General features: G+C 41.2%; 20 protein-coding genes. 7 read left to right on the top strand and 13 right to left on the bottom strand.

The genetic code is table 11. From position 1 onward, the window contains the following. Positions 1-37 precede the first annotated feature (37 nt). Positions 38-877, bottom strand: a complete 840-nt coding sequence (locus AAC388_RS12830; RefSeq protein WP_169538806.1) for a p-hydroxycinnamoyl CoA hydratase/lyase — start codon at positions 875-877, stop codon at positions 38-40. A 248-nt stretch (positions 878-1,125) separates the two neighbouring features. Between AAC388_RS12830 and mhpT the strand changes: the two genes are divergently transcribed. The 3 genes from mhpT (at position 1,126) to AAC388_RS12815 (ending at position 3,700) form a co-directional block, all read left to right on the top strand. Continuing rightward, the gene (mhpT, locus tag AAC388_RS12825) at positions 1,126-2,358 is read left to right on the top strand and encodes a 3-(3-hydroxy-phenyl)propionate transporter MhpT (protein WP_032037968.1); all 1,233 of its coding nucleotides are present in this window, start codon (positions 1,126-1,128) and stop codon (positions 2,356-2,358) included. 70 nt (positions 2,359-2,428) lie between these two features. Continuing rightward, positions 2,429-2,884, top strand: coding sequence for a MarR family transcriptional regulator (locus AAC388_RS12820; protein ID WP_017386391.1), 456 nt, complete (start codon positions 2,429-2,431; stop codon positions 2,882-2,884). Positions 2,885-3,007: 123 nt separating this feature from the next. Next, a complete protein-coding gene (locus tag AAC388_RS12815; protein WP_005802836.1) occupies positions 3,008-3,700 on the top strand; it encodes a GntR family transcriptional regulator in 693 nt (230 codons plus the stop codon). Positions 3,701-3,744: 44 nt separating this feature from the next. Here AAC388_RS12815 and AAC388_RS12810 read toward each other — a convergent pair whose 3' ends face one another. The 5 genes from AAC388_RS12810 to AAC388_RS12790 form a co-directional block, all read right to left on the bottom strand. Continuing rightward, positions 3,745-4,689 (bottom strand): PDR/VanB family oxidoreductase, encoded by a 945-nt coding sequence (locus AAC388_RS12810; RefSeq protein ID WP_342370754.1) that lies wholly within the window; start codon positions 4,687-4,689, stop codon positions 3,745-3,747. Between the two features lie 12 nt (positions 4,690-4,701). After that, positions 4,702-5,778: an aromatic ring-hydroxylating dioxygenase subunit alpha gene (locus AAC388_RS12805; RefSeq protein ID WP_069036816.1), complete on the bottom strand. Its 1,077-nt coding sequence runs from the start codon at positions 5,776-5,778 to the stop codon at positions 4,702-4,704. 235 nt (positions 5,779-6,013) lie between these two features. Continuing rightward, positions 6,014-7,201: an OprD family outer membrane porin gene (locus AAC388_RS12800; protein WP_342370753.1), complete on the bottom strand. Its 1,188-nt coding sequence runs from the start codon at positions 7,199-7,201 to the stop codon at positions 6,014-6,016. A 12-nt stretch (positions 7,202-7,213) separates the two neighbouring features. Then, on the bottom strand, positions 7,214-8,167 hold the full coding sequence (locus AAC388_RS12795; protein WP_342371580.1) for a formylglycine-generating enzyme family protein: 954 nt from the start codon (positions 8,165-8,167) through the stop codon (positions 7,214-7,216). Between the two features lie 25 nt (positions 8,168-8,192). Continuing rightward, the gene (locus AAC388_RS12790; protein ID WP_342370751.1) at positions 8,193-9,878 is read right to left on the bottom strand and encodes an arylsulfatase; all 1,686 of its coding nucleotides are present in this window, start codon (positions 9,876-9,878) and stop codon (positions 8,193-8,195) included. A gap of 372 nt (positions 9,879-10,250) precedes the next feature. On the opposite strand from AAC388_RS12790, the gene AAC388_RS12785 reads away from it, so the two are divergent. From AAC388_RS12785 to AAC388_RS12775, 3 genes are all read left to right on the top strand, one after another. Beyond that, entirely contained in the window at positions 10,251-11,597 is a 1,347-nt protein-coding gene (locus AAC388_RS12785; RefSeq protein ID WP_032004056.1) for an MFS transporter, read from the top strand. Positions 11,598-11,628: 31 nt separating this feature from the next. Further along, positions 11,629-12,909 (top strand): OprD family outer membrane porin, encoded by a 1,281-nt coding sequence (locus tag AAC388_RS12780; RefSeq protein ID WP_342370750.1) that lies wholly within the window; start codon positions 11,629-11,631, stop codon positions 12,907-12,909. Positions 12,910-13,159: 250 nt separating this feature from the next. Then, complete coding sequence (locus AAC388_RS12775; protein WP_342370749.1) at positions 13,160-15,358, top strand: OsmC domain/YcaO domain-containing protein; 2,199 nt, start codon at positions 13,160-13,162, stop codon at positions 15,356-15,358. Between the two features lie 65 nt (positions 15,359-15,423). Here the strand turns inward: AAC388_RS12775 and AAC388_RS12770 are convergent, their stop codons facing one another. From AAC388_RS12770 to AAC388_RS12755, 4 genes are all read right to left on the bottom strand, one after another. Then, positions 15,424-17,094 carry a GMC family oxidoreductase gene (locus AAC388_RS12770; protein ID WP_342370748.1) on the bottom strand — a complete coding sequence of 557 codons (1,671 nt, stop codon included), beginning with the start codon at positions 17,092-17,094 and terminating at the stop codon, positions 15,424-15,426. A gap of 27 nt (positions 17,095-17,121) precedes the next feature. Then, positions 17,122-18,015: an alpha/beta hydrolase gene (locus AAC388_RS12765; RefSeq protein ID WP_280585259.1), complete on the bottom strand. Its 894-nt coding sequence runs from the start codon at positions 18,013-18,015 to the stop codon at positions 17,122-17,124. A gap of 72 nt (positions 18,016-18,087) precedes the next feature. After that, entirely contained in the window at positions 18,088-18,942 is an 855-nt protein-coding gene (locus AAC388_RS12760) for an SDR family oxidoreductase (protein WP_202732776.1), read from the bottom strand. Positions 18,943-18,986: 44 nt separating this feature from the next. Beyond that, positions 18,987-20,474, bottom strand: a complete 1,488-nt coding sequence (locus AAC388_RS12755; protein ID WP_342370747.1) for an NAD(P)/FAD-dependent oxidoreductase — start codon at positions 20,472-20,474, stop codon at positions 18,987-18,989. Positions 20,475-20,609: 135 nt separating this feature from the next. On the opposite strand from AAC388_RS12755, the gene AAC388_RS12750 reads away from it, so the two are divergent. Continuing rightward, entirely contained in the window at positions 20,610-21,623 is a 1,014-nt protein-coding gene (locus tag AAC388_RS12750) for an AraC family transcriptional regulator (RefSeq protein ID WP_342370746.1), read from the top strand. Between the two features lie 42 nt (positions 21,624-21,665). On the opposite strand, the gene ttdB is transcribed toward AAC388_RS12750, so the two are convergent. The 3 genes from ttdB to AAC388_RS12735 are packed head-to-tail and all read right to left on the bottom strand — an operon-like array spanning position 21,666 to position 24,518. Further along, positions 21,666-22,274, bottom strand: a complete 609-nt coding sequence (ttdB, locus tag AAC388_RS12745; RefSeq protein WP_101663794.1) for a L(+)-tartrate dehydratase subunit beta — start codon at positions 22,272-22,274, stop codon at positions 21,666-21,668. Next, positions 22,271-23,170 carry a L(+)-tartrate dehydratase subunit alpha gene (gene ttdA, locus AAC388_RS12740; RefSeq protein ID WP_342370745.1) on the bottom strand — a complete coding sequence of 300 codons (900 nt, stop codon included), beginning with the start codon at positions 23,168-23,170 and terminating at the stop codon, positions 22,271-22,273. Before ttdA ends, ttdB begins: the two co-directional genes overlap by 4 nt. A 49-nt stretch (positions 23,171-23,219) precedes the next feature. Next, on the bottom strand, positions 23,220-24,518 hold the full coding sequence (locus AAC388_RS12735) for an MFS transporter (RefSeq protein ID WP_069119543.1): 1,299 nt from the start codon (positions 24,516-24,518) through the stop codon (positions 23,220-23,222). Positions 24,519-24,555: the final 37 nt, after the last annotated feature.

Genomic DNA, 24,555 nt, shown 5'->3' with positions numbered 1-24,555 from the left:
GGGTTGTGTCCTTACATTGCCATTAAAGTATCAAAAGTTAACCAGTACGTTTATAACTCTGTAAACCCGGTTTAATTGATTTTTCATCTAAGAATTGTTTCAAACCTTCTTGGCGGCCATTTTCTGTATCGCGGTGGATACATTGATCAAGTTTGGCATATAAGTAGTCTTCGTTTTGGTCCCATGTCAGTTCGCGGCAACGCTTAAATCCATTTTTAGCGGTACGAAGAACCACAGGGTTTTTCTCAAGTAAGCAATTTGCAAGTTCAGTCACTTCTGCTTTTAATTGGGCAAGCGGTACGCTTTTGTTCACAAGGCCCATGGTTTCAGCTTCTTTACCACTAAAGGTTTTACCCGTCATGATGTAGTACAAAGATGCACGGTGACCTACGGTATCTGCCATTGCTTTGCTTACAAGGTTACCTGGCGGGATTCCCCAGTTAATTTCAGATAAACCGAAAGTTGCTTCATCTGCTGCAATTGCGAGGTCACAAGCCACTAAAGGTGAGAAACCGCCTCCAAAACACCAGCCGTTGACCATAGCAATAGTTGGTTTTGAATACATACGAAGAAGTTGCCACTGCCAGCGACAAGAGTCACGGCGAATACGTTCTTGGAAAATTTCAGGCTGAGTGTCGACTTCACGGAAATATTCCTTCAAATCCATACCCGCTGTCCAAGAGTCACCAGCACCCGTCAAAACTAAAACACGCGCATCTTGATCAAGCTCAAGAGTTTCGAGCACATCAATCATTTCACGATTGAGTGTTGGGCTCATGGCATTTTTCTTTTCTGGGCGGTTTAGTGTTACCCATGCAATTCCATCTTCAACTTTGACATCTACTGTTTCCCAGCGGTTTTCATAACTCATCTTCATACTCCTTGAATGATTTTTAGCTGTTCTGGGATTTAATCTAATATCAGTTAAACTTACATTCAAGTCTTTTTTATAAAATTTCATAAATATTTTTTAATTCATTGTATTTTAATTAATAATTATTTTTTAAATTAATTTAATATAAAAATATGTTGATTTTTTAGTAAGTTTAACTGATATTTTTGGTGTGTTTAAACAACAATACACAAAGGGCTAAATGGAACGACTAGTCAATAAAGGACAACACAATGGAAAAAATATCAGGACAGCCTTCAAGGGCAAAAATCACGTTGCTACTGTGCTTTGCCATAGCAATTTTTGAAGGGTTTGATCTTCAATCAATGGGGGTAGCCGCTCCACGAATGCGGGCTGAGTTCATGTTAGACAATGCCCAGATGGCGTGGGCGTTTAGTGCTGCAATTTTAGGGACGTTACCAGGTGCAATATTAGGCGGTAGATTTGCCGATATTGTCGGGCGTAAGAAAATTCTGATTTTTAGTATTTTACTTTTTGGAATTATGTCTTTGCTAACGGCTTATGCTGCTAACTTTAGTTTGCTGTTACTCATTCGTTTTTGTACTGGTTTAGGAATGGGTGGGGCACTTCCAATGATGATTACACTGGCATCTGAAGCTGTACCTGATAAATATAAAGGTACCGCGGTAAGTATTATGTATAGCGGTATTCCTTTTGGTGGATTACTTACTTCTGTAGTTGCCATGTCGTTGGCTGGCGACGCAGAGTGGCGTCATATTTTCTATATTGGTGGGATTGCGCCAATTTTACTCATTCCACTGATTATGCGCTTTTTACCTGAGTCAAATGATTACCTGCAACGTAAAGGTCAAGCGCAAAAAACGACTCCATTCTTGGAAGTTTTATTTGCAAAAGAGCGTCGTATGTCGACCATTCAACTTTGGGTCAGTTTTTTCTGTACGCTGGTGGTACTGTATTTCTTGTTGAACTGGTTGCCGTTACTGATGGGCGCGCAAGGCTTATCGAAACTTCAGGCAAACTATGTACAGATGGGCTACAACGTTGGTGGAATTTTAGGTTCAATTCTCATGGGTGTATTACTTGATAAATTACGCATGAGTTTTGTGATTAAGCTGATTTATCTCGGTATTTTATTTTCGCTTTGTTGTTTAGCAATATCCCCAACCGTTGCTTTACTTGCACTTTCGGCAGTGGGCTGTGGCTTATTCATTGTGGGTGGGCAATCGGCGTTGTATGGTTTGGCTGCCATGTATTATCCAACCGAAATGCGTGGAACCGGAGTTGGCGCTGCGGTTGCAATCGGGCGTATTGGTTCGTTTGCTGGACCTTTAATGGCTGGTTTTTTACTCTCGCTTGGGCAAAGCTCGACCATCGTGATTGGTTCAAGTATTCCAGTGATTTTAATTGCAGCGATCTCTGCATTACTTCTTGTCAAGAAACCTAAACAGCCTGTACATTTAGTACAAAGCTCAGGTGCTCGCTAAGTTTTAACGAAAGTATGGGGTTAGAACCTCATACTTTCACTACAGATTTTCTTATGATGAATGAAAGGTTATGGTACGTTCGAATTTAGTTCCAAAAAAAGTAGAAGATGAGCCTAAGTTAAGTTATATGATTGCTCGTGTTGACCGAATTATTAGTAAACATTTAACAGAACATTTAAAAGAGCTTGAAATTACCTTACCGCAATTTACTGCACTTTCTGTTTTAGCTTCAAAAAGTAATTTATCTAATGCCAAGCTTGCTGAGCGCTCTTTCATAAAGCCGCAATCTGCCAACAAAATTTTGCAAGATTTACTGGTGAATGGCTGGATTGAGAAAAAACCTGATCCAACACATGGCCGCCGTATTTTAATTACACTGACAGACAGCGGTATTGATAAGCTAAATAAATGTAATGAAGTGGTTTTGAAAGTTGAAGAAAAAATGCTTGAAGGTATTGATATTAACTTGGCTTATTTAATCCGTAATAATCTCGATATTATGGTCAATAATCTTAAAAATCTTTAATTGAATGTGGTTTGTAAATTAATTTTTTAAAATCTACAGAAATGCTTAAGCACTGATTCAAACAGAAAATTTATTTCATTTTACAAATGAACTTGCTAGCATCGAAGTGACGTTTTTGGTGATGTGTGGCAGCGAATGTCTTCAGGACAACAAGTTTTACTTAAACTAAGAAAAATGATTATTTCAGGGGAACTTGAGGGCGGTGCCAGAATTGCCGAAATTCCGACTGCCGAGTTACTTGGCGTTTCAAGGCAGCCTGTTCGTATTGCCTTTCGGTTGCTCGAGCAAGAAGGCCTCCTCATTAAAAACCCAACTCGTGGTTATACAGTTCGTGAAATTTCAGAGCAACTTGTTCATGATGCGCTCGAAGTTCGCGGTGTGCTTGAAGGGTTGGCTGCAAAAACTTTGGCAGAACAAGGCTTAAGCGAAGAGCAGAAAAAGACGCTGCAACATTGTATTCAAGAAACTGAAAAACTTTTTAATGAAACAGACGAGTTTGGCGATGCTGAACTGGAACGTTATCACCATTTTAATGTCATTTTTCATGACACGATTATTGAGGGTGCACAAAACGTCGCCCTCATCCAAGCCTTAGCGAAAAATAATCAATTGCCGATGGCTTCTGCTCAAGCCATTACCTATGACCAGAATCAAGCTTTGTCGGAATATCGCCGTTTGCACTATGCACATTTGCAGCATTGTTCGATTTTCGATGCGTTGGTACATCGTCAGGCAGGGCGTGCTGAAACCTTAATGCGTGAGCACAGTAGCGTGGTGATTTTAGGTGAAACGCTAAGAAATGTTCTCAGCGCTTAAGGTGAAATGAGTTCCTTTATTTTCGAATAAAGGAACTTAAAGAATTAAAGCTCAATCACAAGATTTTTAGTTTTTGCACGAGAACAGCAGGGCGTAAATTGGTCGTTCAAAGCATGTTCCTCATCGGTCATAAATATATCCCGATGATCTGGCGTGCCCTCTACAACGCGGGTAATACAGGTCCCGCAAATGCCTTGTTCACATGAAACAGGAATATCAAAACCATTTGCAATTAATGCCTCCGTAGCAGTCTGCTCTGGTAATACTTCAATTCGGCGGCCTGTACCTTTCACTACAATGGTAAAAGCTTCATCGTTGGACGTATCTACCTTTTGAGCGACAAAATGCTCTTGATGTAACTGTTCACTATACCACCCAGCTTGTTCAGCCGAGCTCATGACAAACTGCATAAACCCTGTAGGTCCACACACATATAAGTGTTTATCAGATGAAGCTTGGCCTAAAACCTCTGCCATTTTACATTCGGTGTCGGGTTGATCTTGAATATGAAAATGAACTTGGTCACCAAAGTGCTCGGTTAAGTTGCCATAGAAGGCAATCATTTCATGACTACGAACGAAGTAATGTAATTCAAAAGGAATATTGGCCGACTTAAGCCGATATGCCATCGACAAAATAGGGGTAATACCGATACCACCCGCAAATAAAACGGCCTGTTTTGTTTGAGGGTGAATTTCAAATAAATTACGCGGCTCACCAATCTTTAAAAGGTCACCTTCACGATATTCGGTGTGGATGCAACGTGAACCACCGCGTGAATTGGCATCATTTAAAACACCAATGACATAGCGATGTTTTTCAGTGCAGCAGTTTGAAAGTGAATATTGGCGGGTGAGACCATTTTTAAGATGCACATCAATATGTGCACCTGCCTCAAAATTAGGTAGCTCCGTACCATTTGCTGCAACCAATTCAAATGCACGAATGGTCGGGGTAAGCTGGTGAATTTTTTGAATAATAACGTCCATGTTCATACTCCTTTAAATAATCCGAATGTTTGGAAACTTCTGTGCGGATGTTTCAGGAGGCGTTTTATTTTCTTCGGCAAGTAGTCGGTCAATGACCTTACGAGACTGGACACCGCCTGCGTCGATATTAAGCATCAGTAACTTGCGATGTGGGTTGTTTAAAATGTTTTGCTGCTGTTGCTCCAGCATTTCTAAATCTTCAGTAAAGATTTTGCCTTGTCCTTCACGAATTTGATCGGTGAGTTCAGCATTATCTGGCTGGAAATTACGCGCCATTCCCCAGAAATACCAGTGAGAGGTTTCAGTTTCCGGTGTAATAAAATCGACCACAATTGAGGAAACTTTTTTGTCTTTCGGTGCGTGGTAACCACCATGTCCAGCATGTGCGACACCCACTTCAATATGAACATTACTTGGAGCAAAGAAGTGACAACGTTGCCAACGATCAACTGGTACATCATCTGCTAAGTGGTTGCCGCGAAGGGCCATTTGCCAAAATGGAGGTGCGATCACATTTTCCATATAGCGTTCGGTAATCACATGGTCACCGTCAACTTTAGTCACAGGCAATGATTCATCAATCTCTTTTTGCCCAATACTGCTTGAGTGAACATAGGTCTCGTGGGTTAAATCCATCAGGTTGTCGACCATTAGGCGATAGTCGCACTGAATGTGAAACAGGCCTCCGCCATAGCTCCATTCAGGATGATCTGCCCATTCTAAAGTTGGCAGTTTTGCTTCATCTGCTAAAGCTTTCTCGCCTGGCCATATCCAAATAAAACCGAATTTTTCGACAACTGCATATGATTTATTGCAAGGGAAACCATTTACACGTTGAGCTGGCATTGAAACGGTCTTTCCGTCACACCCCATCACTAGTCCATGATAACCACACACGAGGTTGCCATCTTCGACATAGCCAAGTGAAAGAGGGGCACCACGATGCGGACAAAAATCTTCAACGGCTGCAACGTGGTTTTCTTTACCGCGATAAAAAACAATTTTTTCACCACAAATAGTGCGACCTAATGGTTTGTCTTGGATTTCTTCTGGGCGGCAGGCAACATACCAAGCATTTTTAATAAACATTTGTGACGACTCCTTATCACTTATTGGATCCAATTTATAATAAATAAAAATATTGGTCAATTGATAAGCAGTATATTTTTTAAAAAATATTGATCTTTTGATTTGGTTGTTTTGTGTATTTTTAATTGCTATGAAAGACTTTTATATTTACTTTGAATTTTAGAGTGAAATTTTTTATTCATTTTAATTTGGATCCATAATGGCTATGGTTAAGCCATTATGGGAGTGTAGAGATTTAGAAATTAACAGTGTGGTGAAGCATCATGCGCTGTTCATCCAGACTTTTGCCGTGTTTGGTATCGTAGTTAATATTTAAGAAAAGAAACTTAAGATTTTTAATCCAAGCATTTAGGTCGTATTGAATCAATACATCACTTTCTTGCTCAAAATCATTTTGATTCATGGTTTGAAATGAATCGCCATAAATATATTTATAGGTCACTTTTAGACCCTTGATATAGTCTTTAAAGTCATACGAGGCAACGAAATGATAAGATTTTTCATCTGCTTTGGTAAACGCGCCTAAGGTCCAGTTCACCATGTGCGGGATGGGCATATTGTCGAGTTTTGGAATACCATCTTTGCTAAAGTTTTCTTGATAGCCAATTCCAGTTGTAAAGTTTCCATGTTTAATGAAATGCATGGCCCCTACAGATGTATTGTCATATTCACCAAGCTTTGATTTGCCGACATCATCGTGGCGAAACACACGTAATTTTGTGGTGTGCTGCTTTGTCCATTGATAATCAAAAGCAAAGTAACTTTGATTGATGAGATCTGTTAAGTAACCATTATAAAATTTCCAGTGGTACCGAGGTGTATTGCCGTCCCATTGAAAGAAATAGAGTCCGTTAGATTCATGTTTTGATATGGCGAGTTTGTGGTAGTCCTCCTCATTTTTTGGTGAATAACGGTTAATCAAACCCAGCTCGAAATTTTGTTGTGGTGTCTTATATTTTAATTCTAAGCCTTTATAGTTCACCCGTAATTGATGTGTATCGACTTGTGGGGTAAGGGGTGAGTCGGGAATAATTTCCCCTATATTCATGCGAAATTTTTGATATTCAACTCCAGCACCTAAGCCATATTTAACTTGATCTTGTGCTTGTTTCTTTGTGTTAGGGTCAAAGGGTATGACCATATCATTGGTGTGTTGGTCTCTACTTAGACGATAAGCATATTGAATGCTTGGATTGAGGTGTAGTTGAACCTCATTCAGTTTGGTTGACCAGTTGCCACGATAGATCAGACCTTGGCTTAAGCTATGAGTATCGGGGCTAGTACCATTTTCATATTGTCTGTCGAAGTTGAATGTTTTTAGTGTGAGTGTATTTTGAAAATTAACATCGACTTCACTATGAGCTAAACAACAGGCAAGGGTCGTCCCTGAGAAGAAAATCCCATAAATAAAAATATGCTTCATCTTTAAATCCGTTTAAAAGCGTTTTACTGTTCTAAATCCGACATGGCTAGTTGCAAGGTCGAGTTCTTGTGGATGCCTCGCGGCAGCACGATAACGCGCGCAATAGTTGGTAGCGCATAAATAAGATCCACCTTTAATCGTGTATTGCAAAATCTGTTCGTGACTTTGCCGATATTTCGATGGATCCCCCATATGATGATCTCGTAATCCTGTGTAGGGTGTTTGCGTCCATTCCCATACATTGCCAATCAAGTCATACAAACCAAAGGGGTTTTTACTAAAACAACCAACAGGGGCAACATCCTTAAAACCATCTTCCTGAATGTTTTTATAAGGAAATTCGCCTTGCCAGAAATTGGCTACAATATGGCCTTCGTGGGTAGGGCCAATATCGGAATTTTGCTGAAAACCTTTGGCTGCATATTCCCACTCAAGCTCAGTCGGTAAGTCATGACCCAGCCAGTTTGCATAAGCGTAGGCATCATTCCATGTCACCATGCGAACAGGCTCATGAGGTGCTGGTTGTTTAGGGTCGTTTGGCCCCCATGGATGTTTCCAATTGGCGCCTTTTTCAAATTTCCACCACTCTAATTCTTCAACTGGATGCTCAGGTTGTACAAACATTGCTGCGCCGCCTTGCTTCTCTGCATCGGTGACATAACCCGTTTGTTTAACAAACTCTTGAAATTGAGCGTTGGTGACTTCAGTTGCATCAATTAAAAAAGCGGAAACGGAAGTTGCCTGTAAATTTAATGGGCGTTCATCTTCATAACCTTGTGTGGTGCCTAAAATAATTTTTCCTTGCGAAAGCTTGACCATGCCTGCTTCTTTATTTTTAGGCCAATCCGAAGGAAGGCCCGAATAAGAATTACATTTAGCTTTACTGCCTAAGTTGGGCAAGGTGGTCTGTTCTAGTTGAGGCGTGGTTTTTTGGCATGCACAAAGTAAGAGGAACGATGAAAGCATCATGATCTGTTTCATCTGGTTTTCTCTACTTTTTGTTGTATTGCTCAAAATCCACAACACCATTTTCATCGGCATATCTTAAATATTTGTCATTTAAGACTTTGACGATCTCAGGATGTTCTGCATAAACATTATGTTGCTCATTAAAATCTGTTTTTAAATTGTAGAGTTCCCAGCCATGGCTCTTAAATTTAGAAGGTGAGTTTTCAACAAGTTTCCATTCGTCAGTTTTAGCGTAGCGGCTGCCATGTAGTTCTTTAAAGTCATAATAATTAACAGGACGAATACGGGCAGTATTATCTTTAAACGCAGGGATCAGACTAAAACCAGATGGTTTAATTTTGGTGCTTGAAGTTGGATAAACCTGATTATTTTGAATCCCCGCTAGCTCCATCACAGTGGGGAAGATATCTCTGACTGTCGCAAAGTTATTGTTAATTCCACGTTGTTTGGAAATCTGCACAGGCGATTTAACAATAAATGGAACTCGTACTCCGCCTTCTGAAGCAGCTGACTTCCAGTGGGTAAATGGTGTGCTGCTCACTTCGGCCCAGCGTGGACCCATATAAACATATGAACTGGCGTTGCCTATATTTTCATAGCGATTGTCGGCATCACCCATTGGGAAATTGTGATCACCACCTTCAGCGCCGTTATCTGACATAAACACAATTAAAGTGTTGTCATATAAATGATGCTTTTTAAGATATTGAATGACATCACCCACGCGGTCGTCTAACTGGGTAACCATGCCCGCATAAACTTCCATTTTACGTGCTTCGTATTTGCGCTCTTGGGGGGTGAGTTCATTCCAGCTTTTGGTGCCTAAAGCTTGGTTGCCACGCTCGACTGGGTATTCTGCGTTTGCTGGAATTAATCCTAATTGCTTTTGTCTAAGAAAGCGTTGTTTGCGAATCGCATCATAGCCTTGATCGTATTTACCTTTATATAAGTCTCTATAATGAGCGGGTGCTTGTAGTGGCCAGTGTGGAGCGGTATAGGCTAGGTAGGCAAAAAATGGTTTTTGCGCTTTATTTTTGTCTAAGTACTCAAACGCTTTTTGTGTAAAAAAGTCGGTTGAGTAGTAGTTGTCTGGCAAAGTGGTCTTTTGACCATTTTCTGTGTATTGAGTATTGCGCGGATAGTTTTTGGGTTGGTCTTTAAAATGTAAATCGAAGCCATCGAGCAGAGCAAAAGATTGATCAAAACCACGGACTTTAGGGTTTTGTTCGGGAGCATAGCCTAAGTGCCATTTACCAACCATGAAGGTGTAATAATCTTTTGTCTTTAAAATCTCTGCGAGTGTATAAGCATTTTGTGTTAAGTGCCCTGAATACCCATCAATTTTGAGGAGTGCACGCGGGCTATCGGCGCCAACCAATTTTTCTTGTCGTTTTGAAGTTTCATACATGGCACCTAAACCCACCAAGTGATTATCTGCACCTGTCATAAGTTGTGCACGAGTAGGTGAACACATTGATGAAGCATGAAAATTAAAAAGCATTTTTCCTTGCTTTAATAGGCTATCAATATGAGGGGTTTTAATTTCGCCACCATAGGCGCTAATGTCTGAGAATCCAAGATCATCGGCCAAAATAATCATGATGTTAGGTGGTTGTTGATTTTTTGGAGGTGCTGCTTGCGCCGTGTAAAACAATTGGCTGGCAAAAAAAAGTCCCAATGTAAGCTGGCTTACTCTTTTGAGTTTCATAACAACAATCCTTTGATGTTTTAAAAATGCATCTTGCATTTCCTGGAAATAAACTGAGCTTTTTTTGGCTAAAAAATGCTCTGGAATCGATCATAATAGATTTTTTAATATGGATCCATAAAAATATTCAAGCATTCTAATTTTATGTTTTTAATAATTTTATACTTATATAATTTATGTGTTTATATACTTTTTAATAATCCGTTTATAATTTTAGTTGATTTTTTGGATCCAAATATTCAGTATAGAAAAAGAGCAGGATGCTCAAAAAACAAATATTCCTCTAGGTCATTATGGATACGGATATGCATAACCACCCAATCGCTCATCTAGCAATGTCGTGTGTATGTCTTATCCAAGGGAGATACACAAATGGAAAGAGACGTTCTAAGTGAGATCAATCAAAACAACATGAGCCGCTATCAATGGTTCGTCATTTTGATCTGTATTTGTCTCAATATTATTGATGGCTTTGACGTGATGGTAATGGCATTTACTGCTCCATCCGTGTCAGCAGAATGGTCACTTTCAGGCGCACAAATTGGCTTGTTGTTAAGTGCTGGCCTTTTTGGAATGGCTGCTGGTTCAATTTTTCTCGCGCCTTTAGCCGATAAAATCGGTCGCCGTTTACTCATCTTAGTTTGTCTTGTAATTGCAGGTCTTAGCATGCTGGGCTGTGCTTTTGTACAAAGCCACGGCATGTTAGCTGCACTTCGGTTTATTACTGGAATTGGGGTGGGGGGCATCCTTGCGAGTAGTAATGTATTGGCAAGTGAATATGCCAATGCTCGCTGGCGCAGTCTTGCTGTTAGTTTAATGTCTACTGGTTATGGAATTGGCGCGACACTTGGCGGGGTACTATCACTGGCATTGATTGAGCATTTAGGTTGGCGCTCAATCTTTTTAGCAGGTGGGGTTACTACCATTGCAATGCTGCTGATCAGCGCATGGTTATTACCAGAATCTTTAGATTACTTACTCGCGAAACGACCAAAACAGGCACTAGAACGAATTAATACAACTGTAAATCGTATGGGTCTTAATCAACTATCAGTTATGCCGCGTTATGAAAAAATCAGCACGCAAAATGGCAGTGAACTGGGCAAATTATTTGCTGGACAACTTGGATTTCAAACGCTTTGTTTGTGGTTTGCATTCTTTTTAGTGATGTTTGGCTTTTACTTTGTCATGAGCTGGACACCAAAAATTCTAATTTCAATGGGAATGTCACCAGAGCAAGGCGTAAGTACTGGTATTTTAATTAGTATTGGTGGGATTTTCGGGGCAGCCATTATTGGTTTATTGGCATCACGTATGAAAATCTTCTATGCCTTAAGCCTGTTTTTAGGACTAACCTCGGCATGTGTTTTCCTATTTGTCGCTGTCTCATCTCAAGTGAGCATTGCACTCATGGTGGGGTTATTACTTGGCACACTCATTAATGGCTGTGTGGCAGGTTTATATTCTATTTCTCCAACAATTTATGATGCTGAAATCCGTAGTCGCGGCGTGGGCTATGCAATTGGTTTTGGACGAATTGGGGCAATTTTATCGCCAACGGTTGCAGGCATCTTCCTGGATAAAGGTATAGCACCCGCAACGCTGTATGCCTATTACGGTGTGGTGTTTATTTTGGCTATTTTCCTGATTTTAAGTTTGGGTAGTGCTTTTTACCGAAGTAAAAAAGAGCAGAACTACTCGCTTAAAACAGCACCTTAATCCATTAAAAATTAAATAGTTGAGATAAAAAATGAAAAAGACACCAGTATGGGTGGGGGTATGCTTGTGCCCATTATTTAGTCAAGTTGTGCATGCCGAATTTCTTGCAGACAGTAAAGCTGAGCTAACACTACGTAATTTTTACTTTGACCGAGACTATAAAAAAGACCCATATCCTTATACAGCAGGTAGAGATTGGGCGCAGGGTTTAATTTTTAAAGGACAGTCTGGTTATACTGAAGGTGCGGTTGGGTTTGGTGTTGATGTACTGGCAATGGCAGGTTTTAACCTGATGGGAAGCCGTGCTGATGACTATGCGCGTAGTGGCTTATTACCAGTGAATACCGATAACTCGCGTGATGATTATTATGGAAAAATCGGCATTACAGGAAAGGCTAAATTTAGGAAAAATGAGCTTTTTGTGGGGGACTTAGTTCCACAATTACCGACCATTTTTTCATCGCCAGCGCGTTTGTTCCCTCAGACTTACCGTGGTATCCGTTTTGTTTCAAATGAAATTCCAAATCTTCAACTCGAAGGCTTTTATGTCGACGAAGTACGTCAGCGCGACTCAATTCGTTATACCGATGTTGGAACAGACAATATCAACCATCGTTTTGACAAAGCGGCAACTACTGATTCTTTTTATACATTAGGTGGAAGCTATCAGTTAAAGGATTATCGTCTACGGGCTTACCATGCTGAACTCAAAGACATTTACCAGCAACAATTTTTAGGTTTTAACGGCAAACAACCTTTAAATGATCAACTTAATTTTTTAAGTGACGTGCGTTTTTTTAATAGTGAAGAAACTGGAAGTAAAAAAATAGGAGAGGTCGATAACCGACATATTAGTGGCTTATTTGGTTTGAACTATCAAAACCATACGGTTTCTTTGGGCTACATGCAGTCATTTGGCTCGACTGGTTTACCATTTTTGTCAGGAACTGAAAGTCCGGTTGTGCTTGATTTTATGAGTTCTGACTACTCAAATAAAGATGAAAAAGTCTATTCGATTCGTTATGAATATGACTTTAAAAATGCACGACTAGGTGATGTTTCGTTAAACGGTCTGCGCTTTATGACTCGCTATGCAAAAGGCGAAGACATTGATTTGTTACAATATGGTGATCAGCGTTTTAAAGAAGAGTCGATGGAATTTGATTTAGGCTATAAAATTCCTGAAGGTAAGTTAAAAGGTTTGGGAGTGCGAGCTCGTTTTTCTCACTATCGCAACGATATGCCAAGTAATATGACATTTCATTCGACAAATGAAACGCGGTTAAATGTCGATTACACCTTTAAGTTTTAACGTTCAATATTTATTAAATTAAAGACAAGTTAAAACATTGTGAGCAGCAATGTTTTAACTTTAGTTATCAACTTCACAAAATCCCTCTATAATACCGCCAATCTTATTAAAGCCACTTGAGTCTCTCATTAAACACATGGCTTTAATCTCTCATTTTTTTAAGTCAATTTCTTCGCTGTGATTCGGCTTATTTTTCAATATTTAGATTTTATGTGTCTGTGCTGACACATAAAAATATTTAGGTGCCAGCATGGAAATCAAGGTTAATTATCTCGACAATCTTCGACAGGAAGCTAAGTTCGATGACTTTACGGTAATTGCCGATCAACCAATTCGCTACAAGGGTGACGGTTCGGCACCGGGCCCATTTGACTACTTTTTAGCATCGTCAGCATTGTGCGCAGCGTACTTTGTAAAAGTGTATTGTGCCGCTCGAGATATCCCAACCGATAATATTCGTTTATCGCAAAATAATATTGTTGATCCTGAAAACCGTTATAAGCAAACCTTTAAAATTCAAATTGAATTACCAGCCGATATTTCAGAGAAAGATCGCCAAGGTATTTTACGTTCGATTGACCGTTGTACTGTTAAAAAAGTAATTCAAACGGGTCCCGAATTTATTATTGAAGAAGTTGAAAGTATCGATGCAGATGCACAAGCATTGTTATTGCCAAGCCTAACTTCAGAAAGTCATACCTATATTCAAGGTAAAGACCTGCCATTAGAAGAAACCATTGCCAATATGTCTGCTATTTTGGCAAATTTGGGCATGAAGATTGAAATCGCATCTTGGCGTAATATTGTGCCGAATGTATGGTCGTTACACATTCGTGATGCACAGTCTCCGATGTGTTTTACCAATGGTAAAGGTGCAACTAAAGAAAGTGCTTTAGCGTCTGCATTAGGCGAGTTTATTGAGCGTTTAAACTGTAACTTCTTCTATAACGACCAGTTTTGGGGTGAAGATATTGCCAATGCTGAATTTGTGCATTATCCAGATGAAAAATGGTTTAAACCGGGTCCAAATGGTGAATTACCTAAAGAAATCTTAGATGAATATTGTCTTGAGATTTATAACCCAGATGATGAGTTACTTGGCACACATTTATATGACACCAACTCAGGTAACGTAGAGCGCGGCATTTGCTCGTTACCTTTTGTGCGCCAATCGGACGGTGAAGTCGTCTATTTCCCATCAAATTTAATTGAAAACTTATACTTAAGTAATGGTATGAGTGCGGGTAATACTTTGGCAGAAGCCCAAGTTCAATGCTTGTCAGAAATTTTTGAACGTGCTGTTAAACGTGAAATTTTAGAAGGTGAAATTGCACTTCCAGATGTTCCTGAAGACGTATTAGCAAAATACCCAAGTATTGTTGCTGGTATTAAAGGTCTAGAAGAGCAAGGCTTCCCAGTATTAGTTAAAGATGCATCGCTAGGTGGTCAGTTCCCAGTAATGTGTGTGACTTTAATGAACCCGCGTACGGGTGGGGTGTTTGCATCTTTCGGTGCGCATCCAAGTTTTGAAGTTGCGTTGGAACGTAGTCTGACTGAATTACTTCAAGGCCGTAGTTTTGAAGGCTTAAATGATTTACCTCAACCGACTTTCCAAAGTAATGCGGTCACTGAGCCGAACAACTTTGTTGAGCACTTTATTGACTCAAGCGGTTTGGTATCTTGGCGCTTCTTTAGTTCTAAATCTGACTATGACTTTGTTGAATGGGATTTTTCTGGCGAAGGCGAAGAGTCGAATGCAGAAGAAGCTGCAACATTGTTCGGCATTCTCGAAGAGATGGGCAAAGAAGTATATATGGCAGTCTATGAGCATTTAGGTGCGACCGCTTGCCGTATTTTAGTACCAGATTATTCGGAAATTTATCTCGTTGAAGATTTGATTTGGGACAACACCAATAAGGCACTTTCATTCCGTGAAGACATTCTAAATCTACATCGTTTGGATGATGAACAGCTTGAGGCATTGGTTGAGCGTTTAGAGGAATGTGAGCTAGACGATTACACTGAAATCACCACACTCATTGGCATCGAGTTTGATGACAATACAGTTTGGGGACAGCTCACCATTTTAGAACTGAAATTGCTAATTTATGTGGCTTTACAACAGTTTGAAGAAGCAAAAGAGCTTGTAGAAACTTACTTGCAATATAACACCAACACCGTTGAGCGTGGCTTGTTCTATCAGTGCATGAACGTGGTGCTTGAAGTGATGTTAGATGAAGAACTAGAGCTTGAAGACTACCTTATGAATTTCCGTCGTATGTTTGGTGACACGCGAATGGATGCGGTATTAGGTTCTGTCGATGGTAGCGTTCGTTTCTATGGTTTAACACCAACAAGCATGAAACTAGAAGGACTTGATCGCCATTTACGTCTGATTGAGAGCTATAAAAAATTGCATGCAGCTCGTGCTAAAGCCGTGGCGATGTAATTTAGAAAGCGAAAGAAAAAAGCCTATTTTTTAATAGGCTTTTTTTTATAAAACAAATTTCTATTTTAGGCAGAAGCTTTAGTGATCTCTATGGTTTCTGCATCTGCTCTATAACCTTGTTGCTCATCCAAAGTATGTTTAGCCGGAATATAAGACATTGCGCGTTCTGCAAGAGCTGTAATGGTGAGACTTGGATTAACGCCCAAATTTGCACCTAACATTGAACCATCTACAACATATAAGTTTTTATAGTTAAACACGCGGTTTTGTCCATCTACCACGCCACGTTCTGGACTTGAAGCAATTGCACAACCACCCATACAGTGGGCTGTAAAAGGTACGTTAAACAAAATTTCGGTAATGGTCGTCATCGGGTGACCATTAAACATTTTGGCAACTTTTTCGGTAAATGCATTGGCCTGTGGAATATACACAGGTAGCTTTTTACCTTCGCTCGATAACACCTTACCAAAAGGCCAGAACCAATTACGTTTCAAGCGCATATTAATTGAGGCATCAGCTGTTTGCATCACCAAGAAAATTAAAGTCTGACGTGCAAAACTGACTGGATTACTCATGCGAAGAAAAATAAATGGATGGCAAATAAGTGCCCATAACCAAAAGAAAATACGTGTCCAACCCGGTTTGCCTTTCGCCATGTAAGTACACATGAGACCCATGGCATCTGAACCAGTTTGGTAACGAGTCGCTTCAATGTGAGTGTCATGGTCAATGTAAATACTTGAACCAATGGCAACACCTTTGCTCATGTCGACATCTTTACCAAAAAAGCGAACACCTAAAATCGACTCGGCATTAGTACGAACCCGATTACCCAAATCATCAGAAATATTTGGCAAAGAACCGGACTGTTTTAAACGGAATAACATTTCTTGCGTACCCAAAGAAGATGCAGAGAAAATCACGTTACGAACACGCCATGTACGACGTTGTTTGTTAAACCATGAGCTCGAACATTCAGTCGTAACTTCATAGCCATCGCTGCCATCGGCTTTACCATTGAGTGGTTTAACGTCAACGACTTTGGTTTCTTCGTAAACCTTGGCGCCATTTTTTTCGGCAAAGTACAAATAGTTTTTATCTAAGGTATTTTTTGCGTTGTGTTTACAACCTGTCATACAACCGCCACATGCCGTACAGGTTCCGCGGTCTGGACCATCGCCGTTAAAATATGGGTCAGGGTAGGTCTTGCCGCCTTGTTCACCTTCGGGTGGAAAGAAAGTGGCAACACGAGTGGGTTTAAACGTATGTCCAACCCCAACTGCATCGCCCATTTTTTTGAGCATGTGGTCGGCAGGACCGAAAATTTTATTATCCGTCACACCAAGCATGCGTTCGGCTTCAGCATAGTGCTGTGGCATTTCATTTTTCCAGTCCGCTGCATCTGCCCACGTGCCTTCATCCCAAATATGTTCAGGTGGAACCAGTAGGGTATTGGCATAGGTAATTGAACCGCCACCTACGGCGTTCCCGCAAATAATGGTGACATGGCGAAAAAAACGCATGTTGAAATAACCAAAAAGTTTCATGCCCGGGCGCCAAATCCAGCGACGGGTATTCCAGTTATTTTTAGCAAAATCTTTAGCTTCCCAGCGTCGCCCCATTTCCATTACAGCAACAGAGTAGCCTTTTTCGGTTAGACGGCAAGCAGAAACACTACCACCAAAGCCTGAACCAATAATGAGGTAATCATAGTCATAATTGTTTGTTGTCATGCCGAGGACTCCTCTCTGGCGATATTTTTATATTGACTGTGTATGTTTATCAATGAATTGCCCAATGCGCTCAATCGAGTCATTAGATTCGTTTAGTATACCTGCGTGGAATTGAAAAACATGTCCGACTCGGTCATAAACCCTTAAGTTCGTCGGAATACCATATTTTTCGGTTTGTTCAGCGAGACGTTTTGCATCGTCCAATAAGACTTCTTCGGTACCGACGTGAATTAAAACAGGTGGTAATCCAGTTAAGTCGGCATAGAGTGGGGAACAGGTAGCATCGGTTGCCGATTTTTGTCCGCAATAGTTTTTTGCACACCATGCTAACCAGTCCTCTGACAGCATCGCATCTTGAGCTGCATGAGTTTTAATCGTGCTTCCAGATAGGCTTAAGTCAACCCACGGTGAAAGTAAAACTAATGCTGCTGGTAACGGTAACCCTGCATTTCGTATTGCAATTGCAGTACTTAAACTCAGTCCGCCGCCCGCAGAATCGCCAGCAATCACGAGTTTTTTCGGGTCTTGTCCTTGAGCAAGTAAAGCTTTATAAACTGCAATTACATCTTCAATAGCAGCAGGGCTTGTGTGCTCTGGGGCTAGGCGATATTCAGGTAACCAGACTTGTGCTTGAGCTGGATGTCCGATTTGAGCAGCAAGCTTAGTGTGACTTTTTGAGCTACCCACCACATAGCCTCCGCCATGTAAATACAAAATGCCGCGTCCTGATTGAGTCGTTTTGGGCTGAATATGGACTGTCGGTATTTGCGCAATGGTTTGCTTTTTTGTTTTATAGCCACGTGGCCCAAGCACAATTGCACTGGCTGCATCGCTACAAAAACGTTGTAGCTTTAGTGGTGTTTTAGGGGATAAAGCTGGACGTAGTGTGGTACGGATAGTCCATGCAAGAAGCTGCTTCATAATAAGGACTCATACTAAGCATTTAATATCAGTCAGCATCTCTTAAAATGAAGAGTATGCTGACCACTGTTTTTATTTTGCTGATTTGTTGAGTAGACGGGTTTGAAAGGCAGTGGCAGTTGCAAAAATCTTTTGGTAACCCTGTGGAAGAATACGTTGAATCACATCAACGGCTTTCGCATCGGCTCCGATTAGTAAGCGGCGGCGGTCCTTACGAACAGCTTCTAAAATTTGTTGAGCTGCATCATCAGCAGGGGTGCGAAGTAATTTATCGAAAGCATCCTGACTTTTTAGCGGGTCCATTCCTAAAGACTGGACGCTATTATTCATGCGGGCAGCTTTGGCAATATTGGTACGAATACCACCCGGATGCACACAGGTCGCACTCACTCCAGCATTTTGTAGATCGAGTTCTTGGCGCAATGATTCAGTAAAGCCACGAACGGCAAATTTACTAGCGTTATAAGCACTTTGAGTTGGTTGAGCTGTTAAGCCGAACATACTGGAAATATTAATAATATGCCCATCACCACTTTGCTTTAAGTAAGGTAAAAACTCTTTGGTGCCATAAACTACGCCCCAAAAATTAATACCAATGAGCCATTCAAGGTCTTCGTAGCTCACACCTTCAGCCGTACTACCAATTGCGACACCAGCATTATTAAAAATCAGGTTAACTTGGCCATGTTCATCTACTACTGCCTTTGCCCAAGTGGCCACTTCATCACGCTTAGCTACATCAACTTTTTGAGTGGTGACTTTGACAGAATAAGGTGCCAAAAGCTCGACTGTTTTAGCTAATCCAGCTTCACTAATATCGGAAAGTGCCAGATGGCAACCTTGTTTTGCGAGTGCTATGGCAAGTGCTTGTCCAATACCAGAGCCCGCACCTGTCACAGCTGCGACTTTATTTTTAAAAGACTTCATAAAATTCTCCGTTTATTTTTCTCATTTCCTATGGTGAAGCTTGTTTAAGAAATAGCCGAAACCTGTGTGTAGTTTTCAATGTCAAAGCGACGAGTGCGTTGGCGATATTCAAGGGTAAAACCTGGCCAGTTATTAGTATTTTTGCCATCAGCAGTTTGATACCAACTGGTACAGCCTTGCGCCCACACCGTTTTTTTCATTTTTTCCTGAATATTTTGATTAAACTCGTGTTGAATTTCGGCACGAATGTTGGTGAACAGCAGGTTATTTTTCAAAGTAGTGCGCAGTGCATCTAAAATATAATTCACCTGACTTTCAATCATATAGACGATTGAGTTATGCCCGAGGTTGGTATTTGGTCCATACAACATAAAGAAGTTAGGGAATCCGTTTACTGTTAGACCTAAATAAGCCTCAGCACCATCTTTCCATGTGTCTTTTAATGTACGCCCATCAAGTCCAGTAATTTGCATTGGCGCCATAAATTCAGTCGCTGTAAAACCAGTACCGTAAATAATGGCATCAACTTCACGCAGCTTTCCTTCCGTGTCTAAAATGCCATGTTCGGTAATTTCTTGAATACCTGTATCAATCACATCAACATGAGGTTGGGTCAGCGTTTCATACCAGTGGTTAGAGATTAAAATACGTTTACAACCAATTGGATAGTCCGGCATTAAACGATGGCGTAACTTCCCATCTTTAACAACTTTTCGAATGTGGCGCTGGAATAAATATTCCACCAAAGGCATTTCATTTAAAGAAGTTGTAAAGGCCAGCAAACGAATTTCATGGTGTCCATATTGCAAGGCGCGGTCTAGACTTTGCAAAATTGGCAGTTTACGGAAAGCTTTTTTCTCTAAAGGCTGGTAAACCCGATCTGGTTTAGGAATAACATACGGCGCCGAGCGTTGATAAACATCGAGATGAGCAACCTGTTTAGCAATTTCAGGTACGAACTGAATTGCACTTGCACCTGTACCAATGACTGCAACACGTTTGCCAGTTAAATCATAATCATGGTCCCAACGTGCTGAGTGAAATGCCTTACCCTTAAAGTTTTCAGTACCTTTAAGTTTTGGATAAGCAGGACGGTTGAGTTGGCCTACCGCACCGACTAGAAACTCAGCTTCAAACTGTTCGCCAGTCGTACTTTGAATGTGCCATACACCTTGCAGGGCATCAAATTCAGCACTGGCAATTTCAGTATTAAATTGAACATGCGGACGAATATCATATTTATCCGCACAGTGGCGTAAATATTGATAAATCTCTTGAGATGTCCCATAGCGATTTTTCCAGCCTAGCTCTTGCTCAAAAGAAAAAGAATACAGATGAGAAGGCACATCACATGCAGCACCTGGATACGTATTGTCACGCCAGACACCACCGACATCGGCAGCTTTTTCAAATAGAGTAAATTGTTCAAAACCTGCTTGTTTGAGACGAATGGCAAGTCCTAGACCACCAAAACCAGTGCCAATAATGGCGATGCGTACATTTTTATTTGAATTAGATGACGAATTAAACATGGGCTGCTCTAAATCCTTAAAAACGGTGAGCGAAAAAATCGCAATTTCCTGTATGCAGAATAGACGTTTATTAACTTGATTTAGAGGATGGATGAGGACAAAATATTGTGATTCGAGGACATTCTGAGCAATACAGTGAAGTATGCATGGGCTTTTGAACGCAGTGTACATAGTGTTCGGTTAATGGCTGATTTTGCGGTGGAATCAGGCATTTCTTATCAGACGATTTTGCAAGGGACAGGGCTTAGCCAACAACAATTACTCGACCCTAATATGGTGGTGACAGGCCATCAGGAATTACAGTTGATTCAGAACTTGGTTGAGCAACTAGGAGACAGACCAACATTAGGTTTAGAAGTAGGCGCACGTTATCACTTCACCACATTTGGGCCATTAGGTATGGCTCTGATGAGTAGCGCCAGCATTCGCGAAGCACTAGATTTGGCCTTGACCTATTTTACCTTAACCTTTGCTTTTACCCGCTTTGATGTGTCGGATACACCGCAAGGAATCCGTATCGAAATTGATGAGCAAGATATTCCTTTATCAGTGCGTCAATTCATTATTGAACGAGATGCCGCTGCACTCATTACGGTACAGCGAGATTTGGTGCAGGACAATTTTTGCCAATATTTGGCTTTTTCTTTCCAACCCAAAGGTGATGCCGAGCCTTATCAGAACTTATTTGGTGTGATGCCTGAATTTGGTGCTGCGAAAAGCTTTGTAATTCTTGACCCGCAAAAAGTAGATCAAAAGCTACTTATGGCAAATGATTTGGTGCTACATACAGCCGAAGAACAGTGCCGTCAAATATTAGAGAAACGCCAACCACAAAATAAATTTACAACCTTAGTGCAACAGCAACTTATGAATGTGCGAGGGGAAATGCCTTCTATGGAAATCGTGGCTGAACGTTTGCATTTAAATGCGCGGACCCTACGCCGTCACTTGGCATTAGAGGGAATGACTTTTATTCAGATACGTGAAGAAGTAAGGCAAGTTCTAGCTGAGCAATATTTGGCATTACCAAAAGCTTCGGTTGAACAGATTGCCGAGTGGTTGGGTTATGCAGAACCTGCCAGTTTTATTCATGCTTATAAAAGATGGCATGGGAAAACACCTCATGCCATGCGTTTAGTACAAAAATAAAAAATGAAGGGTGCTTTTGCTTTCCCTTCATTAAAGAGCAGTTTATTTAATAAAGCTTAGTTGCTTACTGATTTTTTCTAAAATCGGTGCTTTCTTGGTTTGAAATTCAACTTTGTTTTGTTGAATCAGGTTGTTGCCTTTGGTGTCGATAGAAATAATGAGCGGACCAAATTCTCTCACACGGTTAATCCAAAGGGTTTCTGGCATACCTAGGTCTTGCCATTCAGCGCCTTCAATCTCTTCAACCAAAGTTGCTGCGAGCACTGCGCATCCACCTGGAAAAATGGCATGAACCGCAACATTTTCCTGACAGCCGGCAGCTGTTTCTGGCCCCATGCCGCCTTTACCCACAATAAGCTTAACGCCAGTTTGTTTGATAAATTCTCGTTCGAACTTCTCCATCCGCATACTGGTTGTTGGGCCAATCGAAACCATTTCGAAGTCGTTTTCACCTTTTTTGCGAACAATAGGGCCGGCATGAAAAATCGCTCCGCCTTCAAGGTTAACTGGCAGTTCTCGACCTTGTTCGATCAGTCTGCGATGGGCAACGTCACGACAAGTTACCAAGCGGCCAGTCAAATAAACGACATCACCGACTTTAAGATCTAAAAGATCTTCATCTTTAATAGGAGTTGTCAGAATTTTTTTCATAGTACAACTCCTTCATGAGACAAGATTTCATACGACATATCTGGGTTAATCTTAATTTTGCCACGGCGATGTGCCCAGCAACCTGTATTTACGGCAACCCCAATGGTTGATGGGTGGCGTGCAGAAGATTCAATATTGACTCCCATTACGCTGTTATTCCCTGTGAGCCCCTGAGGACCAATACCAATTTCATTAAGACCTTGTTCTAACAGTTGTTCCATTAAGGCAGCGCGTGGGTTCTCACTTGTTGAGTCAACCGGACGCATAATCGCGAGTTTAGAAAGACGAGCTGCGGTTTCAACCGAAGTTGATACGCCTACACCAACCAGTAACGGTGGGCAGGCATTTACACCGCGTTCGGTAATAACATCCATCACAAATTCAGCAACGCCTTCGTAGCCTTGACCTGGCATTAAAACTTTTGCCGCACCCGGTAGGGTACAACCGCCACCAGCCATATAAACATCAATGGTACAAGTGTCGAGTTCAGGCACAATACGCCAGTCTAACCATGGAATTTGAGTGCCTATATTGGTGCCCGTATTTTTTTCATCGAAGGTTTCCACAGCGTTGTGACGTAAAGGACCTATGCGAGTTGCCTCAGCAGTTGCTTCGCTCAAAATATCTTGAAGTTCACCAAGCAAAGGGAAGTTAGCACCTGCTTCAACAAAATATTGAATAACACCCGTGTCTTGGCAGCTTGGGCGGTTGAGTTTATCGGCAGCTTGCTGATTTTCTTCCATCGAGTCATAAACTGATTTAGCCAATGGATTGGTTTCTAAAGTACGCAGTTCAATTAACTTGCTTTTCACATCTTTAGGTAGGCGTTTTCCAATATAAGCCGTAAATTTGGCCATGGTGTCCGTAAGGGATTGGACTGCAATATCTTTGTCCATGTTGTGCTCCTTGAAGAAACTTGTTCAGATCTAATTGGTGTAAATAGGGTTATTGGGTTGCTTTGGCAGCGTTTACTTTCACTTTTTGGGAGAAGCTCAGCACTAGTGTCAGTAAGGTCGAGATGATGAGTAGGCCTGCAACAAAATAGAGTCCGCCTGTGAAATCTCCAGTTTGATCTTTAATCCAGCCGATCATGGCAGGTCCTGCAAACCCGCCTAAATTTCCGATTGAGTTAATCGTGGCAATGCCTGCTGCTGCGGCTGATCCTGACAAGAACATGGTTGGCATGCTCCATAGCGGTGGCTTGGCACAACTAATACCGACATTCACAATGGTAAGTGCTGCAATTAATCCAATGACGTTATGTGTGCCTGCTGCAATTGCGAGACCAACTGCTGCGGTTAAACATGCGAGAGCAACATGCCATGTACGTTCATTGGTGCGGTCAGAGTGTCGAGACCATAAAACCATGGCAATGACAGAAATGATTGGTGGAATGGCATTTAAAAGCCCCACAGTCATAGACGTCACGCCAAGCTGTTTAATAATTTGTGGCGCCCAGATGCCGAGTGTATAAAGCCCAGCCGACGTTCCGAAATAAATCAATGCAAGAGCAAGTACTCGTGGGTTGGCAAGACCGCGAAGAATGCTGTGATGCTGAGGTGCATTTTTTCCTACATCCTCTTCCTTCATGGTTTTTACAAGCCATTCGCGTTCATCCTGTTTTAACCAAGTAGCTTGTTCAGGGCGGTCAGTCATATATTTAAAAACCACAACGCCTAAGATGAGTGCTGGTATAGCTTCAATAATGAACATCCACTGCCAGCCAGCGAGACCCCAAATTCCATGCATTTCAAGTAACGCGGCAGAGATTGGTGAACCAACTGCTGTGGCAATTGGGGCGGCTGCCATAAATAAAGCAATCACACCAGCGCGATGTCGTGCAGGAAACCAGTAAGTTAAGTACAGAATAATGCCGGGAAAGAAGCCAGCCTCGGCAACACCGAGTAAAAATCGCATAACGTAAAAGCTGGTTGAGCTTTCTACAAACGCCATACCGGCTGCAATCAGGCCCCATGTCACCATGACTCGAGCAATCCAGATACGGGCACCGACTTTATGCAAAATAATGTTGGATGGGACTTCAAATAAGAAATAGCCCAAAAAGAAAATTCCGGCACCAAACCCGAGAACCGAGGCTGTAAAGCCTAAGTCTTCTTTCATGGTGAGTGCGGCAAAACCAATATTGACGCGGTCGATATAGGCTATAAGGTATAACAACATAATAAACGGTACGATTCTCCAAGTAATTCGACGTAACGTTCGCTTTTCAATATCCATTTCCATGTCATGACTCCATATTCATGACTACCAATCCTGATTG

The sequence above is a fragment of the Acinetobacter sp. D009 genome (genome assembly GCF_038562025.1).
Lineage (GTDB): Bacteria > Pseudomonadota > Gammaproteobacteria > Pseudomonadales > Moraxellaceae > Acinetobacter > Acinetobacter pittii.
Note: the sequence above shows the minus strand (reverse complement) of the source record. Positions and strands in the feature narration are given on the sequence as shown.

Bases quoted from the DNA above. Each gene is read 5' to 3' on its own strand.
- AAC388_RS12830 (WP_169538806.1), bottom strand. From the start codon at position 877: ATGAAGATGAGTTATGAAAACCGCTGGGAAACAGTAGATGTCAAAGTT.
- mhpT (WP_032037968.1), top strand. From the start codon at position 1,126: ATGGAAAAAATATCAGGACAGCCTTCAAGGGCAAAAATCACGTTGCTA.
- AAC388_RS12820 (WP_017386391.1), top strand. From the start codon at position 2,429: ATGGTACGTTCGAATTTAGTTCCAAAAAAAGTAGAAGATGAGCCTAAG.
- AAC388_RS12810 (WP_342370754.1), bottom strand. From the start codon at position 4,689: ATGGACGTTATTATTCAAAAAATTCACCAGCTTACCCCGACCATTCGT.
- AAC388_RS12805 (WP_069036816.1), bottom strand. From the start codon at position 5,778: ATGTTTATTAAAAATGCTTGGTATGTTGCCTGCCGCCCAGAAGAAATC.
- AAC388_RS12800 (WP_342370753.1), bottom strand. From the start codon at position 7,201: ATGAAGCATATTTTTATTTATGGGATTTTCTTCTCAGGGACGACCCTT.
- AAC388_RS12795 (WP_342371580.1), bottom strand. From the start codon at position 8,167: ATGCTTTCATCGTTCCTCTTACTTTGTGCATGCCAAAAAACCACGCCT.
- AAC388_RS12790 (WP_342370751.1), bottom strand. From the start codon at position 9,878: ATGAAACTCAAAAGAGTAAGCCAGCTTACATTGGGACTTTTTTTTGCC.
- AAC388_RS12785 (WP_032004056.1), top strand. From the start codon at position 10,251: ATGGAAAGAGACGTTCTAAGTGAGATCAATCAAAACAACATGAGCCGC.
- AAC388_RS12780 (WP_342370750.1), top strand. From the start codon at position 11,629: ATGAAAAAGACACCAGTATGGGTGGGGGTATGCTTGTGCCCATTATTT.
- AAC388_RS12775 (WP_342370749.1), top strand. From the start codon at position 13,160: ATGGAAATCAAGGTTAATTATCTCGACAATCTTCGACAGGAAGCTAAG.
- AAC388_RS12770 (WP_342370748.1), bottom strand. From the start codon at position 17,094: ATGACAACAAACAATTATGACTATGATTACCTCATTATTGGTTCAGGC.
- AAC388_RS12765 (WP_280585259.1), bottom strand. From the start codon at position 18,015: ATGAAGCAGCTTCTTGCATGGACTATCCGTACCACACTACGTCCAGCT.
- AAC388_RS12760 (WP_202732776.1), bottom strand. From the start codon at position 18,942: ATGAAGTCTTTTAAAAATAAAGTCGCAGCTGTGACAGGTGCGGGCTCT.
- AAC388_RS12755 (WP_342370747.1), bottom strand. From the start codon at position 20,474: ATGTTTAATTCGTCATCTAATTCAAATAAAAATGTACGCATCGCCATT.
- ttdB (WP_101663794.1), bottom strand. From the start codon at position 22,274: ATGAAAAAAATTCTGACAACTCCTATTAAAGATGAAGATCTTTTAGAT.
- ttdA (WP_342370745.1), bottom strand. From the start codon at position 23,170: ATGGACAAAGATATTGCAGTCCAATCCCTTACGGACACCATGGCCAAA.
- AAC388_RS12735 (WP_069119543.1), bottom strand. From the start codon at position 24,518: ATGGAAATGGATATTGAAAAGCGAACGTTACGTCGAATTACTTGGAGA.